Genomic DNA, 14,999 nt, shown 5'->3' with positions numbered 1-14,999 from the left:
CCCACGAGGGGGCCCGGCCGGTGACCGGCGGCGCCGGCCGCAGTGCTCGTGTATCTCATCCGACGACTCGTCAACGTCGTCGCCATGCTGCTGGTGGTCTCCGCGGTCACCTTCGGCATCTTCTTCATGGTGCCGAAACTCGCCGGCAGCGACCCCGCACTGCTCTACGTCGGCAAGATCGCGGACAAGGCGGCGATCGAGGGCATCAGGCACAAGATGGGCCTGGACAAATCGATCGTCGAGCAGTACTTCCTGTTCGTGAAGGGCCTGCTCGTCGGGCGCGACTACAGCACCGGGGTCGACGTCACCCACTGCTCGGCCCCCTGCCTCGGTTACTCCTTCAAGACCGAGCAGGCGGTCTGGCCGCTGCTGCTCAAGCGCCTCGGCGTCACCACCTCGCTCGCCTTCGGCGCGGCCATCCTGTGGTTGGGCTTCGGCACCGCGACCGGCGTGGTCTCCGCGCTGCGCCGGCGCACCCTGCTCGACCGCTTCGCGATGACCACCGCGCTGGCCGGCGTCTCGCTGCCGATCTACTTCACCGGCATGATCGCCAGCGCGCTCTTCGTCTACCAGCTCGGCTGGTTCCCGCACGACTACGTCGCGCTGACGGACGACCCGGTGGCCTGGTTCCAGAACCTGATACTGCCCTGGATCACCCTGGCCTTCCTCTACGCCGCGACGTACGCCCGGCTCACCCGGGCCACCCTGCTCGACGTACTCGGCGAGGACTACATCCGCACCGCCCGGGCCAAGGGCCTCGGCGAGCGGACGGTCATCGGCAAGCACGCCCTGCGCTCCACCCTCACCCCGATCCTGACCGTCTTCGGCATGGACCTCGGCGGCCTGATCGGCGGCGCGGTGCTCACCGAGACCACCTTCAACTTCCGTGGCCTCGGCTACGAGGCGGTCGCCGCGATCTCCTCCAGCGACCTTCCGGTGATCATGGGCGTGACGCTCTTCGCCGGCTTCTTCATCATCATGGCCAACCTGCTGGTTGACCTGCTGTACGCCGTTGTCGACCCTCGGGTGAGGCTGACGTGAGCAAGACCCAGACCCAGGACCGCCTGCAGAAGACGGCCACCCCGCCCGAGGGCTTCCTCACCGTCCGCGACCTGCGGGTGCACTTCCCGACCGACGACGGTCTGGTGAAGTCGGTCGACGGCCTGAACTTCTCGCTGGAGAAGGGCAAGACCCTCGGCATCGTCGGCGAGTCCGGCTCCGGCAAGTCCGTCACCTCGCTCTCGATCATGGGACTGCACCGCACCGGCACCAAGCGCGGCGCCCCGCAGATCTCCGGCGAGGTCTGGCTGGACGGCGAGGAGCTGATCGGCGCCGCCCCCGACCGGGTCCGGCAGCTGCGAGGCCAGAAGATGGCCATGATCTTCCAGGACCCGCTCACCGCGATGCACCCCTACTACACGGTGGGCGCGCAGATCGTCGAGGGCTACCGGGCGCACCACCCGGGCACCAGCAAGAAGCAGGCCCGCACCCGGGCGATCGAGATGCTCGACCGGGTCGGCATCCCGCAGCCCGACAAGCGGGTCGACGCCTACCCGCACGAGTTCTCCGGCGGTATGCGCCAGCGCGCGATGATCGCCATGGCCCTGGTCAACGACCCGTCGCTGCTGATCGCGGACGAGCCCACCACCGCACTGGACGTCACCGTCCAGGCGCAGATCCTGGACCTCATCCGCGACCTCCAGCAGGAGTTCGGCTCGGCCGTCATCATCATCACCCACGACCTCGGGGTGGTCGCCGAACTCGCCGACGACATCCTGGTGATGTACGGCGGCAAGTGCATCGAACGGGGCCCGGCGGCAACGCTGTTCGACGCTCCCGAGCACCCGTACACCTGGGGCCTGCTCGGCTCGATGCCCCGCCTGGACCGGGAGCTCCAGGACCGGCTGATCCCGGTCAAGGGCACCCCGCCCAGCCTGATCAACGTGCCCACCGGCTGCGCCTTCCACCCGCGTTGCCCGTACGTCGAACTGACCGGCGGGCGCTCGACGACCGAGGTGCCGGTCCTCGCGGAGGCCACCCCCGGCCACCATGCGGCCTGCCATCTGCCGATCGCCGACCGGCACCGGATCTTCACCGACGAGATCGCGCCCCGGCTGTGAACCACGTTTCAGGAGAACTCTCATGACGGACACTCAGGTCGCGGCGATCCCGTCACCGGCGCCCGCCTCGGACCGCGAACCGCTGCTCAGGGTGACCGGCCTCACCAGGCACTTCCCGCTCACCAAGGGCCTGCTGCGCCGGCAGTCCGGCGCCGTGCGGGCGGTGGACGGCATCGACTTCACCGTCAACGCGGGGGAGACGCTGGGCGTGGTCGGCGAGTCCGGCTGCGGCAAGTCCACGATGGGCCGGCTGGTCACCCGCCTGGACGAGCCGACCGCCGGTACCGTCGAGTTCGAGGGCGTCGACATCACCCACCTGGGCACCGGGGCGATGCGGCCGCTGCGCCGCGACATCCAGATGATCTTCCAGGACCCGTACTCCTCGCTGAACCCCCGGCACACCGTCGGCACCATCGTCGGGGCCCCGTTCCGGCTGCAGAAGGTGCAGACCGAGGGCGGCGTCAAGAAGGCCGTCCAGGAGCTGCTGGAGCTCTGCGGGCTCAGCCCCGAGCACTACAACCGCTACCCGCACGAGTTCTCCGGCGGCCAGCGCCAGCGCATCGGCATCGCCCGCGCGCTCGCCCTGCGGCCCAAGATGATCGTCGCGGACGAGCCGGTCTCCGCCCTGGACGTCTCGATCCAGGCCCAGGTGGTCAACCTGCTGGACGACCTCCAGAAGGAACTCGGCCTCACCTACCTGATCATCGCGCACGACCTCTCGGTGGTCCGGCACGTCTCGGACCGGGTCGCGGTGATGTACCTCGGCAAGATCGTCGAGATCGCCGACCGGGACTCCCTCTACAAGAGCCCCAGGCACCCGTACACCACGGCTCTGATGTCGGCCGTCCCGGTGCCCGACCCCCGGCGCAAGGAGCAGCGTCAGCGCATCCTGCTCACCGGCGACGTCCCGTCCCCGATCAACCCGCCCAGCGGCTGCCGCTTCCGCACCCGCTGCTGGAAGGCCCAGGACGTCTGCGCCGCGCAGGAGCCGCCGCTGGTCGCCCTGCAGACCGGCCACCAGGTCGCCTGCCACTTCCCGGAGAACGGCCCGGAGCCGGCCGCCGGTTGACCGGACGGCCGCGCCGAGACGGCGTGGCGAGGCGGCGTACCCCGGGCCAGGTGCCGGGGTACGCCGCCTCGGTGGTTCAGATCAGGTGGTCGAACTCGCCGGCCTTCACACCCAGGATGAACGCGCGCAGCTTCTCGCGACTGGTCGTGACGATCGCGTCCGGGGCGTCCGACTCACGAAGGTGCCGCTCCGGCCCTTCGCCGCAGGCGAGTTCGAGGCAGTTGCTTCCGTCGTTCGCCCCACTGAACGACGACTTCTGCCACGCGAGGTCGGACACGGTGTGCCTTTCAGAGCTGGAGCAGGTACAGGAGATGCTGGATGATCCCCCAGGAGTCCCGCGACGAGTGCGCCCTGGGCTCCCGAGCGGTGTCGACCGCAGGTAGCGCGAGGGCGCTCAACTGGCTGAAGGTCTCGCGGAACGTGGCGATGGACGTCGCATCCCCAAGATACTCGGTGCGACTGGGGTGATCCAGGACGATGGTGGCCAGGTCCGGAGAGCCGGGATCGCAGAGGAGGAACGGCCCGGCGTGCGGCGGCATTCTCTCGACGGTGAACGGCAGCACCTGGATCGTCACGTTCGGGCGCTCCGCGGCCCGCAGCAGATGGAGCAGTTGGGCCCGCATCACTTCGGCGCCGGGGAAGCGCATCTGCAACGCCGCCTCGTGGATGACGAATCGGAACTGCCGCTCCTCGTCGAAGAGGATGCGCTGTCGCTCGGTGCGGAACTCGACCGCTGTCCCGACGTCCCAGCCCTTGCTCCGGTACGCGTCCGTGTAGATCGCCTCGGCGTACTCCGTGATCTGCAGATGGCCCGGGATGTAGAAGGTCTCGTAGTCGTCCACGACGAGCGAGCGCTCCTCGAGTTCCGCGAGGTCGAGCGAGAGCTTGGGAACCCTGTCCCGGTAGGTGGTCCACCAGCCCTTTCCGTTGCTCGCCCCCATGGCCAGTAGCTCCTGTCGATAGGTCGCATCTGTGCAACCAAAGGAGTCGAGCAGTGTCTCCAGTCGTAGGGCGTCGAGGCCCGTCCGTCCGGCCTCGATGTGACTGAGCTGCGGGCCGCCCATGCCGACGACGGCTCCGGCCTGCTTGACGGAGAGCTCTGCGTTCTCGCGGAGCTTGCGCACCTCTGCGCCGAACCGCCTTTGACGTTCGCTGATGTGAGTCCTGAGTGCCAACGTCGGTCCCTTCTGCCGGGGTGCTCCCCGGTTCCCCTGCCGCTCGATGCCACCCCTGCGAGTGAATCGGGGATCACAAGGACAGTGTTTCACGCGAACTTGTTGCACGCATGGAACCTCATGTCCTACCGTCGGTAGTGATCCGCTCACGGACGTACCGTCAGTAAACCCGCAGTGCACCCGGCACGAGCCGCGTTCTCCATCAGCGCCTCCCGGACCGGCCACGGTGGCGAACGCCCGAGCGCACTCTTCGTGGAGGAGCAGCCATGTCCGCAGTCCTCGTCCCCCGTGCCGAACTCCCCGCCCAGCGCCGCAAGCCGGTGTGGGCCGTGCACTTCGGGCCGTCCCCGAGCCATCTGCCGGGGCGGCTCGCCCGCGAGATGCTGCGCGGCGGGCTGCGCGGGTTCGGCCCCGACACCGTCCACACCGCGGAACTTCTCGCCACCGAGCTGCTGACCAACGCGCTGACGCACGCGGGCGGCCGGTTCGCCGCGTTCCACGCCGCCCGGTACGGGCCACTGCTGCTGGTCACGGTGACCGACCGGGCGCCCGGCTTCCCGGTCCGGGTGAGCACGGACGAGAACCTCTGCGCGGAGTCCGGCCGGGGCCTGCCGCTGGTGGACGCGCTCGCCGACAGCTGGGGCGTGCACCTGCCCGAGGGCGGCGTCAAGGCGGTCTGGTTCCTGCTCCGGCTGGACGATCTGGGCCGAGGCTGAGCGCAGCCCCGGCGCCGGGCGTCCTCAGCGGCGGACGCTCAGCACGCAGAACTCGTTGCCCTCCGGGTCGGCGAGCACCGTCCAGGTCTGCTCGCCCTGGCCGATGTCCGCGCGCCGGGCGCCGAGCGCGAGCAGTCGTTCCACCTCGGCCGCCTGGTCGCCGTCGGGCCGGAAGTCCAGGTGCAGGCGGTTCTTCACCACCCTCGGGTCGACCGCGCGGACGAAGAGGACGCCGGGCAGCCGCTCCGGTGCGGGCCGGATCTCGAACTCGTCGGACGAGTCGTCGACCACCACCCAGCCGAGCGCCTCGGCCCACCAACGGCCCAGCGCGACGGGGTCGTTCGCGTCGACGATGACTTGCTCCCACTCCAGTGCCATGTCCCCACGCTAGCGCGCGGCGCCTCGGATCGGGACGGTGACGCCCCGGCGGCGCCCACCGGCCGGACCGGGACCGGGACCGCGACCGCCCGTTCCGCCCGCGGGCCGCGTCGGGCGGCCGGTGGCGGGGCCGGCCGGCGGCGCGGTGGAGACTGGCCCGGTGACCTCGCAGATCTTCCCCGCCGACGTGCAGCAGACCCTCGACCTGGTCGGCATCTTCGTCTTCGCCCTGTCCGGCGGCCTGCTCGCCGTGCGCAAGAACATGGACATCTTCGGCATCTGTGTGCTCGCCGAGGTGACGGCGCTCGGCGGCGGGGTGATGCGCGACCTGGTGATCGGGGCGACGCCGGTGGCGGCGTTCACCAACCTCGGGTACTTCTCGACGCCGCTGGCGGCCGGGCTGGTGGTGTTCTTCCTGCACCCGCAGGTCGAGCGGATCAACCGGAGCGTGCAGACCCTGGACGCGCTCGGCCTCGGGCTGTTCTGCGTCACCGGTACGGCGAAGGCGCACGACTACGGGCTGGGTTCGGTGGCCTCGGTCGCGCTCGGGATGGTCACCGCGGCGGGCGGCGGTGTGATGCGCGACGTGCTGGCGCAGGAGATCCCCTCGCTGCTGCGCTGGGACCGCGAGATCTACGCCGTGCCCGCGCTGATCGGCTCCGCGCTGGTCGCCGTGCTGATCGCGTTCGACGACCTGACGGCGGCGACCGGGACGACGGCGGCGCTGACCGCCTTCATGCTGCGGATGTTCGCGCTCAGGTTCGGCTGGCGGGCGCCGCGTGCTTGGCACCGCAACGGTTCTCGCACCAGCGAGGAGTAGGGGAGCCGCCGTACGCCAGCGAGATCGCCTCGACCGTACAGAGCAGCTCCGGCAGCAGCCGGGTCAGCTCCGCCGCCGGGGCGACGTCGGCGGGGGCGGAGATCGCGCAGGCGGCGACCGCCCGCCCGCCGCTGCCGGAGATCGGGGCGGCGATGCTGGTGACCGCCTCCTGATGCTCGCCGCTGTCCATCGACCAGCCGAGGCGCTTGACGGCGGCCAGGTCGCCGAGCAGTTCCTCCGTGCGGCGGGCCTCGGCGGAGCCGGGCCGACGGGGCGCCCTGGCGGGCGCCGTGGCGGCGGTCGGCAGCGCGGCCAGCTGCTCCGGCGGCAGGTCGGCGAGCAGCACGCGGCCGAGGGCGGTGGCGTTGGCGGGCACCCGTCGGCCGATCCGGGACGCGGAGCCGAGCCAGGAGCCGGGGCTGACGGGGTAGCGGCTCTCCACCTTGTCCAGGTAGACGACCTCGCCGTCCTCCAGCACCGCGAGGTGCACGGTGTGGCCGTACCGCTCGTTGAGGGAGGCCAGGTAGGGCGCCGCGACCTGGCGGACGTCGACCTCCTCCAGGGCCTGCTGGGCGAGCGAGAAGAGCCGTCCGCCCAGGCGGTAGCGGTGGTCGGACTGCCGGTGGACGAAGCCGTGCGCCTCCAGCGTGCGCAGCAGCCGCAGGGCGGTGGACTTGTGCACGTCGATCGAACTCGCGGCCTGTTCGAGGGAGGCCGGGCCGTCGCCGAGCGAGGCCAGGACCGTCAGTGCCCGGTCGAGCGACTGTGACATGGAGCCCCCCTGAGCGCCGGTGGGTCGGACCGGGCGGGCGCACCGGGCCGCTCCGGGGCCGCGGCCGGCCGCGTGCTCGGGCGGCGGGTCGTGGGGTCCGGGGCGGCTCCGTGGTGGCGGCACCCGTGTTCCGGTCCTGTTCCGGGCCGGTCCGTTGTGTGGCGCCAGGCTAACGACGCGTTGCAGAGGGTGCAATGGCCGAATCGTGACCCGGCCGCCCTCTACAATCGACGGGTTATGCCATACCTGGACCATGCGGCGACCACGCCGATGCTGCCCGAGGCGATCGCCGCGATGACGGCGCACCTCGGTGTCGTCGGCAACGCCTCCTCCCTGCACGCGGCGGGCCGCCGGGCCCGACGGGTGGTCGAGGAGTCCCGCGAGTCGCTCGCGGAGGCGCTGGGCGCCCGGCCGAGCGAGATCGTGCTCACCGGCGGCGGTACCGAGTCGGACAACCTCGCGGTCAAGGGCCTCTACTGGGCCCGCCGGGGCGCCGATCCGGCCCGGACCAGGGTGCTGGCCAGCCCGGTGGAGCACCACGCGGTGCTGGACGCCGTGGACTGGCTCGCCGAGCACGAGGGCGCCCGGGTCGAGTACCTCCCGGTGGACCGCTACGGCCGGGTGCACCCCGAGGCGCTGCGCGAGGCGATCGAGGCGGATCCGGGCTCGGTCGCGCTGGTCACCGTGATGTGGGCCAACAACGAGGTCGGCACCATCCAGCCGGTCGCCGAACTCGCGGCCGTGGCGAGCGAGTACGGCATCCCGATGCACGCCGACGCGGTGCAGGCGCTCGGCCAGGTGCCGCTCTCCTTCGCCGAGTCGGGCCTGACCGCGCTGACCGTCACCGGCCACAAGATCGGCGGTCCGTTCGGGATCGGCGCCCTGCTGCTCTCGCGCGGGGCGACGCCGGTGCCGCTGCTGCACGGTGGCGGCCAGGAGCGGGACGTCCGCTCCGGCACCCTGGACGCACCGGCCGCCGCCGGCTTCGCCGCCGCCGCCGCGATCGCGGTCGAGCGCCGGGCCGAGCACGCCACCGCGCTCTGCGCGCTGCGCGACGAGCTGATCGCGGTGGTGCTCGGCGCCGTCCCGGACGCGCTGCTCAACGGCGACCCGTCCGCCGCCGGCCGGCTGCCGGCCAACGCGCACTTCTCCTTCCCCGGCTGCGAGGGCGACGCCCTGCTGATGCTGCTGGACGCCCAGGGCATCGAGTGCTCGACCGGCTCGGCCTGCTCGGCGGGCGTGCCGCAGCCCAGCCACGTCCTGCTGGCGATGGGCGTCGACCCGGTGCTCGCCAGGGCCTCGCTGCGGTTCTCGTTCGGCCACACCTCGACCGGGGCGGACGTCGCGGCGCTGGCCGCCGCGATCGAGCCGGCCGTGCTGCGCTCGCGCAACGCCGGTCTGGCGGCGGCGGCCCGCCGCTAGGCCGTGACCGACGCCCCGCCTCGCACCGGCGTGGCTCCCCGCGCACCCCGGCCGCTCCCGCGGCCCGGCGATCTCCTGCGGGGCACCGGGGGCGACCACGTACTCTTGGACGCATCATGACTGACTTCCCGGGTGCTCCCACTGGTCCGAAGCCGACCGACGCGACGGGCGGACGCCGCCTGCGCGTTCTGGCCGCGATGTCCGGCGGCGTCGACTCCGCCGTCGCCGCCGCCCGCGCCGCCGAGGCCGGCCACGAGGTGACCGGCGTGCACCTGGCGCTCTCGGCCAACCCCCAGTCCTTCCGGACCGGCGCGCGCGGCTGCTGCACCATCGAGGACTCCCGCGACGCCCGCCGGGCCGCCGACGTGATCGGCATCCCGTTCTACGTCTGGGATCTCGCCGAGCGCTTCCGCGAGGACGTCATCGACGACTTCGTCGCCGAGTACGCGGCCGGCCGCACCCCCAACCCCTGCCTGCGCTGCAACGAGAAGATCAAGTTCGCGGCCCTGCTGGACAAGGCGATCGCGCTCGGCTTCGACGCGGTCTGCACCGGCCACTACGCCCGGATCGTCGACCTGCCCGGCGGCGAGCGGCAGTTGCACCGCGCCGCCGACCCCGCCAAGGACCAGAGCTACGTCCTCGGCGTGCTCGACGCCGACCAGCTCGCCCACGCGCTCTTCCCGCTCGGCGACACCACCAAGGACGTCATCCGCGAGGAGGCCGAGCGCCGGGGCCTGGCCGTGGCCAAGAAGCCCGACAGCCACGACATCTGCTTCATCGCCGACGGCGACACCCAGGGCTTCCTGGCCAAGCACCTCGGCACCGCCGCCGGCGACATCGTCGACACCGACGGCAACCGGATCGGCGAGCACGACGGCGCCTACGGCTTCACCATCGGCCAGCGCAAGGGCCTGCGGATCGGCCGCCCCGCCGCGGACGGCAAGCCGCGCTACGTCCTGGACATCTCGCCGGTCGACAACACCGTCACGGTCGGCCCGGCCGAGGGCCTGGACGTGCTGTCACTGACCGCCGTCCGCCCGCGCTGGTGCGGCTCCGAGACGGTCGTCGAGGGCCGGTACACCGCCCAGCTGCGCGCCCACGGCGAGGAGGTGCCGGTCACCGCCGCGCTGGTGGACGGCGAGCTGCGGGTCGACCTGGACACCCCCGCCCGGGGCATCGCGCCCGGCCAGGCCGTGGTGCTGTACGACGGGACCCGGGTGGTCGGCTCGGCCACCATCGCGAGCACCGAGCGACGGGCCGTCAGCGCGTAGCCGGCCCCGGCCGGCCCCGCCCGGGGCGGAGGCGAGCGGGCGCGGACGCCCGTGATACACCAGGAGCATCATGAATATCTGCGTCTTCTGCTCCGCGTACTCCCTGGACGACTACACCGCCCCCGCCGACGAGTTCGCCCGACTGCTCGGCGAGCGCGGCCACACCCTGGTCTGGGGCGGCTCGCACGCCGGTCTGATGGGCCGGCTCGCCGACCGGGTGAAGGCGGCCGGCGGCAAGCTGGTCGGCATCTCGGTCGACATGCTCGCCCACAAGGCGTACCAGGGCGCCGACGAGCTCGTGACCACCCGCGACCTGGCCGAGCGCAAGGCCCAGCTGCTGATGCGCGCGGACGCCGTGGTCGTCCTGGTCGGCGGCCTCGGCACGCTGGACGAGGTCACCGAGGTGCTGGAGCTCAAGAAGCACGCCCTGCACGACAAGCCGGTGGTGGTGCTCGACTCCGACGGCTTCTACGAGGGCCTGCGCACCCAGCTGGCGCGGATGGACAGCGAGGGCTTCCTGCCCCGCCCGCTCGCCGAGCTGATCACCTTCACCGCCGATCCGGCCGAGGTCTTCACCCACCTCGAAGCCCGAGCCTGAGAGGGTTGGCCCATGGGAAACCACCTGATCACCGGCGCGGGATCCGGCATCGGCGCCGTCGTGGCCGAGCGCCTCGCCGAGCGCGGCGAGAACCTCTGGCTGTTCGCCCGCAACGCCCGCCGGGCCGCCGAACTGCGCGAGCGCTTCCCCGGCGCGCACACCCTGGTCGCGGACCTCGCCGACCCCGCCAAGCTGTCCTGGATCCTCGGACAGCAGGAGCTGCCGGTCGAGATCGACTCGCTGCTGCACATCGCCGGTGTCGTCCAGCTCGGGGAGATCGGCGATCTCCCGGTCAAGGCCTGGCAGGAGCAGCTGAACGTCAACCTGGTCTCGCCGGCCGAGCTGACCCGCCTGGTGCTGCCCTCCGTCCGGCTGGTCCGCGGGCACGTCGTCTTCGTCAACTCCGGCGCCGGCCTGCGGGCCGACGCGAACTGGGGCGGCTACGCGGCCAGCAAGTTCGGGCTGCGCGCGCTCGCCGACGCGCTGCGCGCCGAGGAGCACGCCAACGGGGTCCGGGTCACCTCGGTCTACCCCGGCCGGACGGCGACCATGATGCAGGTCAGGGTGCACCAGCAGGAGGGCGCGCCGTACGAGCCCGAGCGCTGGATCGACCCGGAGTCGGTGGCCAGGGCGGTCCTGACCGCCCTCGACCTGCCGCGCGACGCCGAGATCACCGAGATCACCGTCCGTCCGGGCAGGTAGGCCGGGGCCGACGCGGGCAGGCGGGGTCCGACGCGGGCAGGCCGGCTCCGACCGTTCGGGTCGGACCGGCGCCTCGGCGCCCACCGCCACGGCCGGGGGAGGACGCCCGGCGTCGGGAACCCGGCCGGAGACGTCGGACGGCGCCCCGGCGCACCGGACCCCGTGAGGCCCGTAGGCTTCGCCGGGTGAGCACCGAAACCGCCTTCCCCGACCTGCACGGCGCCGCGACCGGCGTCGGCTCGATGCCCGGCACCGACGCGCGGGAGGCCGCCAGGACCGCCGTCGGCGCCCTGGAGCACCTCCCGTACCTGCCCGAACTGCCCGCGCGGGGACCGGGTGCCGACATGATCGGGCGCGGCGCCGGGCTGCTGGTCGAGCTGTTCGCGCAGACCGAGCCCAGCGGCTGGCGCTTCGCCGACCGCCCCGGGCGCGACACCCGACGGGCGCGCTCCTGGCTCGGCGAGGACCTCGACGCGCTGGAGGAGTTCACCCAGGGCCACCAGGGCGCGCTGAAGATCCAGGCGGTCGGGCCCTGGACGCTGGCCGCCTCGATCGAGACCAGGAACGGGGAGAAGGCGCTGCGCGACGCCGGTGCCTGCCGCGGCATCGCCGCCTCGCTCACCGAGGGCCTGCGCCGTCATCTGGAGGACGTCCGGCGCCGGATCCCCGGCGCGCAGGTGGTCCTCCAGCTGGACGAGCCCTCGCTGCCCGCCGTCCTCAACGGGGGCGTGAAGACCGCCAGCGGCTTCCAGCGGCTGCGCTCCGTCGACCGCCAGGTCGCCGAGGAGGTGCTGCGGAGCGTGATCACCGCGCTGGACGTCCCCGTCCTGGTGCACTGCTGCGCGCCGGGCGTGCCGATCCCGCTGCTGCGTCGGGCCGGCGTCGCCGGAGTGTCGCTGGACTTCGCCCTCCTGACGGAGCGTGATGACGACGACCTCGGTGAGGCGGTCGAGGCCGGCACCCGGATCCTCGCCGGTGTGGTGCCCTCCACCGACGGGCCAGCTGCTCAATCAGGTGCAGTGTCGGACCCTGCCGGTAGTGTCCAGGGTGTCAGGACGTTGTGGCGCAGGCTCGGGCTGGATCCGGAACTGCTGGGCCGCCGGGTGCTGGTGACGCCGACCTGCGGGCTGGCCGGGGCGAGCCCGGAGTACGCGCGCAGGGCACTGTCACTCAGCGTGAAGGCGGCGCAGAGTCTGGTGGACAACCCGGAGTGAGACGGTAGGAGGCGGACGGTGGCGGCTGTCGAGGGCTGGGAGGAGATCCCGGTGGAGGTGCGCGAGCGGCACGCCGCACTGGCGGCCGAGATCGAGGGCCACCGCGTCCGGTACTACGAGCAGGACGCACCGGTCGTCAGCGACGCCGGCTTCGACGCCCTGATGCGGGAGCTGGAGGCGCTGGAGGCCGGGCACCCGGCGCTGGTCACCCCCGACTCGCCCTCCCAGAAGGTCGGCGGCGCGGTCGCCGACGGCTTCGCCAAGGTCGAGCACCGCGAGCGGCTGCTCAGCCTGGACAACGCGATGGACGACGAGGAGCTGTCCGCCTGGGCCGAGCGCGTCGCCCGCGAGCTGGACGGCCTGGAGTACCACTACCTCTGCGAGCTCAAGGTGGACGGCCTGGCCGTCAACCTCACCTACGAGAACGGCGTGCTGGTGCTGGCGGCCACCCGCGGCACCGGCCGGGTCGGCGAGGACATCACCGCCAACGTCCGCACGATCAAGGAGATCCCGCACCGGCTCCACGGTGACGACCTCCCGGAGCTGGTGGAGATCCGCGGTGAGGTCTACCTGCCGACCGAGGCCTTCGCCGAGCTCAACGCCTCCTTCGCGGCCGAGAACGAGCGCCGCCGCCTGGAGAACGAGGAGCGCGCCGGGCAGGGCAAGCGCCCGCACGCCCTGCTGAAGCTGTTCGCGAACCCGCGCAACGCCGCCGCCGGCTCGCTGCGGATGAAGGACCCGCTGGTCACGGCGTCGCGCCCGCTGCATATGGTGGTGCACGGCATCGGCGCCCGGGTCGGCTTCGACATCGACTGCCAGTCGCACGCGTACCGGCTGCTGCACGACTGGGGCCTGCCCACCGCGCGGCACAACCGGGTGGTCGCCACGCTGGAGGAGGTCCGCGCCTTCGTCAAGCAGTTCGGCGAGCAGCGGCACTCCGTCGAGCACGAGATCGACGGCGTCGTCGTCAAGGTGGACGAGATCGCCCTGCAGGGCCGGCTCGGCGCCACCTCCAAGTCGCCGCGCTGGGCGATCGCCTGGAAGTACCCGCCGGAGGAGGTCACCGCCGAGCTGGCCAGCATCCAGATCGGCATCGGCCGCACCGGCCGGGCGACGCCCTTCGCGGTGCTCGCCGAGCCGGTCAAGGTGGCCGGCTCGATGGTCCAGTACGCGACGCTGCACAACCAGCAGGTGGTCAAGGCCAAGGGCGTGCTGCTCGGCGACACCGTGGTGCTGCGCAAGGCCGGGGACGTCATCCCCGAGATCCTCGGCCCGGTGGAGGACGTCCGCGACGGCACCGAGCGGGAGTTCGTGATGCCCTCGCACTGCCACGAGTGCGGCGCCGAACTGCGCCCGATGTCCGAGGGGGACATCGACCTGCGCTGCCCCAACGCCCGGTTCTGCCCGGCCCAGGTCCGCGAGCGGATCGCCTTCCTCGGCGGCCGCTCCTCGCTCGACATCGACGGCCTCGGCTACGTCGCCGCGACCGCGCTCACCCAGCCGCTGGAGCCGGCCCGGCCGCCGGTCGGGAACGAGGGCGACATCTTCGGCCTGACGCTGGACCAGCTCCTGCCGATCAAGGTCAAGGTCCGCGACCAGAAGTCCGGCATGCCGAAGCTGGACGACAAGACCGGCAAGGAGAAGGTCATGACCTTCTTCGCCAACCTCAAGGGCGAGCCGAAGAAGACGGCCACCCTGCTGCTGGAGAACCTGGACAGGGCCAAGGACCGACCGCTCTGGCGCTACGTCAACGGCCTGTCGATCCGCCACGTCGGGCCGGTCTCGGCGGAGGCACTGGCCCGCGAGTTCCGCGACCTGGACCGGATCTTCGCCGCCACCGAGGAGGAGCTGGCGGCCACCGAGGGCGTCGGTCCGATCATCGCGCGCTCCATCAAGGAGTGGTATGAGGAGGAGTGGCACCGGGAGATCCTGGAGAAGTGGCGGGCCGCCGGGGTGAGGTTCACCGAGGAGGCCGCCGAGGACGAGGGCCCCCGACCGCTGGAGGGCCTGACGCTCGTCGTCACGGGCACCCTGGCCGGCCACACCAGGGACGGCGCCAAGGAGGCGCTGACCTCGCGTGGGGCCAAGGTCACCGGTTCGGTGTCGAAGAAGACCGACTTCGTGGTGGCCGGCGACAACCCCGGCTCCAAGTACGACAAGGCCGTCCAGCTGAAACTGCCGGTGCTGGACGACGCCGGCTTCGCCGTCCTGCTGGAGCAGGGCCCGGCGGCGGCCCGCGAGCACCTCGGCCTGCCGCCCGTCGAGGAGCCCGTCGAGGAGCCCGTCACGGAGCCCGTCACGGAGCCCGCCGGGGCCGCTGCCGGGGCCGCCGGGGCCGCGGACGAGCCCGCCAAGGCCGGCGCCGCGCCCGCCGAGGAGCAGGGGGAGGGGCCCGCCGCGCCCGCCGGGGAGCCGGCCGAGGAGTCACCCGAAACCTGACGGGCCGCCCGTCCGCGCCGTGATGCGGCGTCATCGCCGGGTGCGGCGCGGGGAGCGGCTGTGGTGCCACTGTGCCCGAGCGCACACCGGTGGCACATTCCCGCTTGCCCGAAAGTCTGCCCTTCCGGTTGGCCCCGGCTTACCCTGGTGCCCAACAGAGTGTCAGCAGGGGTGGGGGCGCCGGCTGAGCCGGTCTCCGCTGGGGTCACGCCATGCCCGGGCGGCCTCCGGCGCCGGCTTGGCATCTCACCGTGAAGCGGCCTGAATCGGGGCGGGCCCAACGGAGGACAGGGCTTATGGATC

The 14,999-nt window shown here is 72.4% G+C and carries 15 protein-coding genes; 11 read left to right on the top strand and 4 right to left on the bottom strand.

What is annotated here, in order from left to right; translation table 11 throughout:
* Positions 1–42 precede the first annotated feature (42 nt).
* From OG823_RS11935 to OG823_RS11925, 3 genes are read left to right on the top strand one after another with little or no spacing between them, the layout of a single operon-like run.
* Positions 43–1,041, top strand: a complete 999-nt coding sequence (locus OG823_RS11935; RefSeq protein WP_371479455.1) for an ABC transporter permease — start codon at positions 43–45, stop codon at positions 1,039–1,041.
* Complete coding sequence (locus OG823_RS11930; RefSeq protein ID WP_371479454.1) at positions 1,038–2,120, top strand: ABC transporter ATP-binding protein; 1,083 nt, start codon at positions 1,038–1,040, stop codon at positions 2,118–2,120. The genes OG823_RS11935 and OG823_RS11930 overlap by 4 nt, the downstream gene beginning before the upstream one ends.
* A gap of 22 nt (positions 2,121–2,142) precedes the next feature.
* On the top strand, positions 2,143–3,189 hold the full coding sequence (locus OG823_RS11925; protein ID WP_371479453.1) for an ABC transporter ATP-binding protein: 1,047 nt from the start codon (positions 2,143–2,145) through the stop codon (positions 3,187–3,189).
* A gap of 76 nt (positions 3,190–3,265) precedes the next feature.
* On the opposite strand, the gene OG823_RS11920 is transcribed toward OG823_RS11925, so the two are convergent.
* On the bottom strand, positions 3,266–3,466 hold the full coding sequence (locus OG823_RS11920) for a DUF397 domain-containing protein (protein ID WP_371479452.1): 201 nt from the start codon (positions 3,464–3,466) through the stop codon (positions 3,266–3,268).
* 10 nt (positions 3,467–3,476) lie between these two features.
* Complete coding sequence (locus OG823_RS11915) at positions 3,477–4,364, bottom strand: helix-turn-helix domain-containing protein (protein WP_371479451.1); 888 nt, start codon at positions 4,362–4,364, stop codon at positions 3,477–3,479.
* Positions 4,365–4,630: 266 nt separating this feature from the next.
* Here OG823_RS11915 and OG823_RS11910 point away from each other — a divergent pair, with 266 nt between their 5' ends.
* Positions 4,631–5,080, top strand: a complete 450-nt coding sequence (locus OG823_RS11910) for an ATP-binding protein (RefSeq protein ID WP_371479449.1) — start codon at positions 4,631–4,633, stop codon at positions 5,078–5,080.
* A 24-nt stretch (positions 5,081–5,104) separates the two neighbouring features.
* On the opposite strand, the gene OG823_RS11905 is transcribed toward OG823_RS11910, so the two are convergent.
* Complete coding sequence (locus tag OG823_RS11905; RefSeq protein ID WP_371479447.1) at positions 5,105–5,458, bottom strand: VOC family protein; 354 nt, start codon at positions 5,456–5,458, stop codon at positions 5,105–5,107.
* A gap of 160 nt (positions 5,459–5,618) precedes the next feature.
* On the opposite strand from OG823_RS11905, the gene OG823_RS11900 reads away from it, so the two are divergent.
* Complete coding sequence (locus OG823_RS11900; protein ID WP_371479446.1) at positions 5,619–6,278, top strand: trimeric intracellular cation channel family protein; 660 nt, start codon at positions 5,619–5,621, stop codon at positions 6,276–6,278.
* On the opposite strand, the gene OG823_RS11895 is transcribed toward OG823_RS11900, so the two are convergent.
* Positions 6,214–7,050, bottom strand: a complete 837-nt coding sequence (locus OG823_RS11895; RefSeq protein WP_371479445.1) for an IclR family transcriptional regulator — start codon at positions 7,048–7,050, stop codon at positions 6,214–6,216. The genes OG823_RS11900 and OG823_RS11895 overlap by 65 nt on opposite strands.
* 237 nt (positions 7,051–7,287) lie before the next feature.
* Here OG823_RS11895 and OG823_RS11890 point away from each other — a divergent pair, with 237 nt between their 5' ends.
* The 6 genes from OG823_RS11890 (at position 7,288) to ligA (ending at position 14,696) form a co-directional block, all read left to right on the top strand.
* Positions 7,288–8,472, top strand: coding sequence for a cysteine desulfurase family protein (locus OG823_RS11890; protein ID WP_371479444.1), 1,185 nt, complete (start codon positions 7,288–7,290; stop codon positions 8,470–8,472).
* A gap of 116 nt (positions 8,473–8,588) precedes the next feature.
* A complete protein-coding gene (gene mnmA / locus OG823_RS11885) occupies positions 8,589–9,743 on the top strand; it encodes a tRNA 2-thiouridine(34) synthase MnmA (protein ID WP_371479443.1) in 1,155 nt (384 codons plus the stop codon).
* A 70-nt stretch (positions 9,744–9,813) separates the two neighbouring features.
* Positions 9,814–10,341 carry a TIGR00730 family Rossman fold protein gene (locus tag OG823_RS11880; RefSeq protein WP_371479442.1) on the top strand — a complete coding sequence of 176 codons (528 nt, stop codon included), beginning with the start codon at positions 9,814–9,816 and terminating at the stop codon, positions 10,339–10,341.
* A 12-nt stretch (positions 10,342–10,353) separates the two neighbouring features.
* Complete coding sequence (locus tag OG823_RS11875; RefSeq protein ID WP_371479441.1) at positions 10,354–11,043, top strand: SDR family oxidoreductase; 690 nt, start codon at positions 10,354–10,356, stop codon at positions 11,041–11,043.
* 185 nt (positions 11,044–11,228) lie between these two features.
* A complete protein-coding gene (locus OG823_RS11870; protein ID WP_371479440.1) occupies positions 11,229–12,257 on the top strand; it encodes a methionine synthase in 1,029 nt (342 codons plus the stop codon).
* Positions 12,258–12,275: 18 nt separating this feature from the next.
* Complete coding sequence (gene ligA / locus OG823_RS11865) at positions 12,276–14,696, top strand: NAD-dependent DNA ligase LigA (RefSeq protein ID WP_371479439.1); 2,421 nt, start codon at positions 12,276–12,278, stop codon at positions 14,694–14,696.
* The last annotated feature ends 303 nt before the right edge of the window (positions 14,697–14,999 follow it).

This window comes from Kitasatospora sp. NBC_00315, from assembly GCF_041435095.1.
Taxonomy (GTDB): domain Bacteria; phylum Actinomycetota; class Actinomycetes; order Streptomycetales; family Streptomycetaceae; genus Kitasatospora.
Note: the sequence above shows the minus strand (reverse complement) of the source record. Positions and strands in the feature narration are given on the sequence as shown.

Excerpts from the sequence above, each read along its gene's own strand:
- mnmA (WP_371479443.1), top strand. The coding sequence starts at position 8,589 with ATGACTGACTTCCCGGGTGCTCCCACTGGTCCGAAGCCGACCGACGCG.
- OG823_RS11905 (WP_371479447.1), bottom strand. The coding sequence starts at position 5,458 with ATGGCACTGGAGTGGGAGCAAGTCATCGTCGACGCGAACGACCCCGTC.
- OG823_RS11880 (WP_371479442.1), top strand. The coding sequence starts at position 9,814 with ATGAATATCTGCGTCTTCTGCTCCGCGTACTCCCTGGACGACTACACC.
- OG823_RS11910 (WP_371479449.1), top strand. The coding sequence starts at position 4,631 with ATGTCCGCAGTCCTCGTCCCCCGTGCCGAACTCCCCGCCCAGCGCCGC.
- OG823_RS11890 (WP_371479444.1), top strand. The coding sequence starts at position 7,288 with ATGCCATACCTGGACCATGCGGCGACCACGCCGATGCTGCCCGAGGCG.
- OG823_RS11875 (WP_371479441.1), top strand. The coding sequence starts at position 10,354 with ATGGGAAACCACCTGATCACCGGCGCGGGATCCGGCATCGGCGCCGTC.
- OG823_RS11925 (WP_371479453.1), top strand. The coding sequence starts at position 2,143 with ATGACGGACACTCAGGTCGCGGCGATCCCGTCACCGGCGCCCGCCTCG.
- OG823_RS11895 (WP_371479445.1), bottom strand. The coding sequence starts at position 7,050 with ATGTCACAGTCGCTCGACCGGGCACTGACGGTCCTGGCCTCGCTCGGC.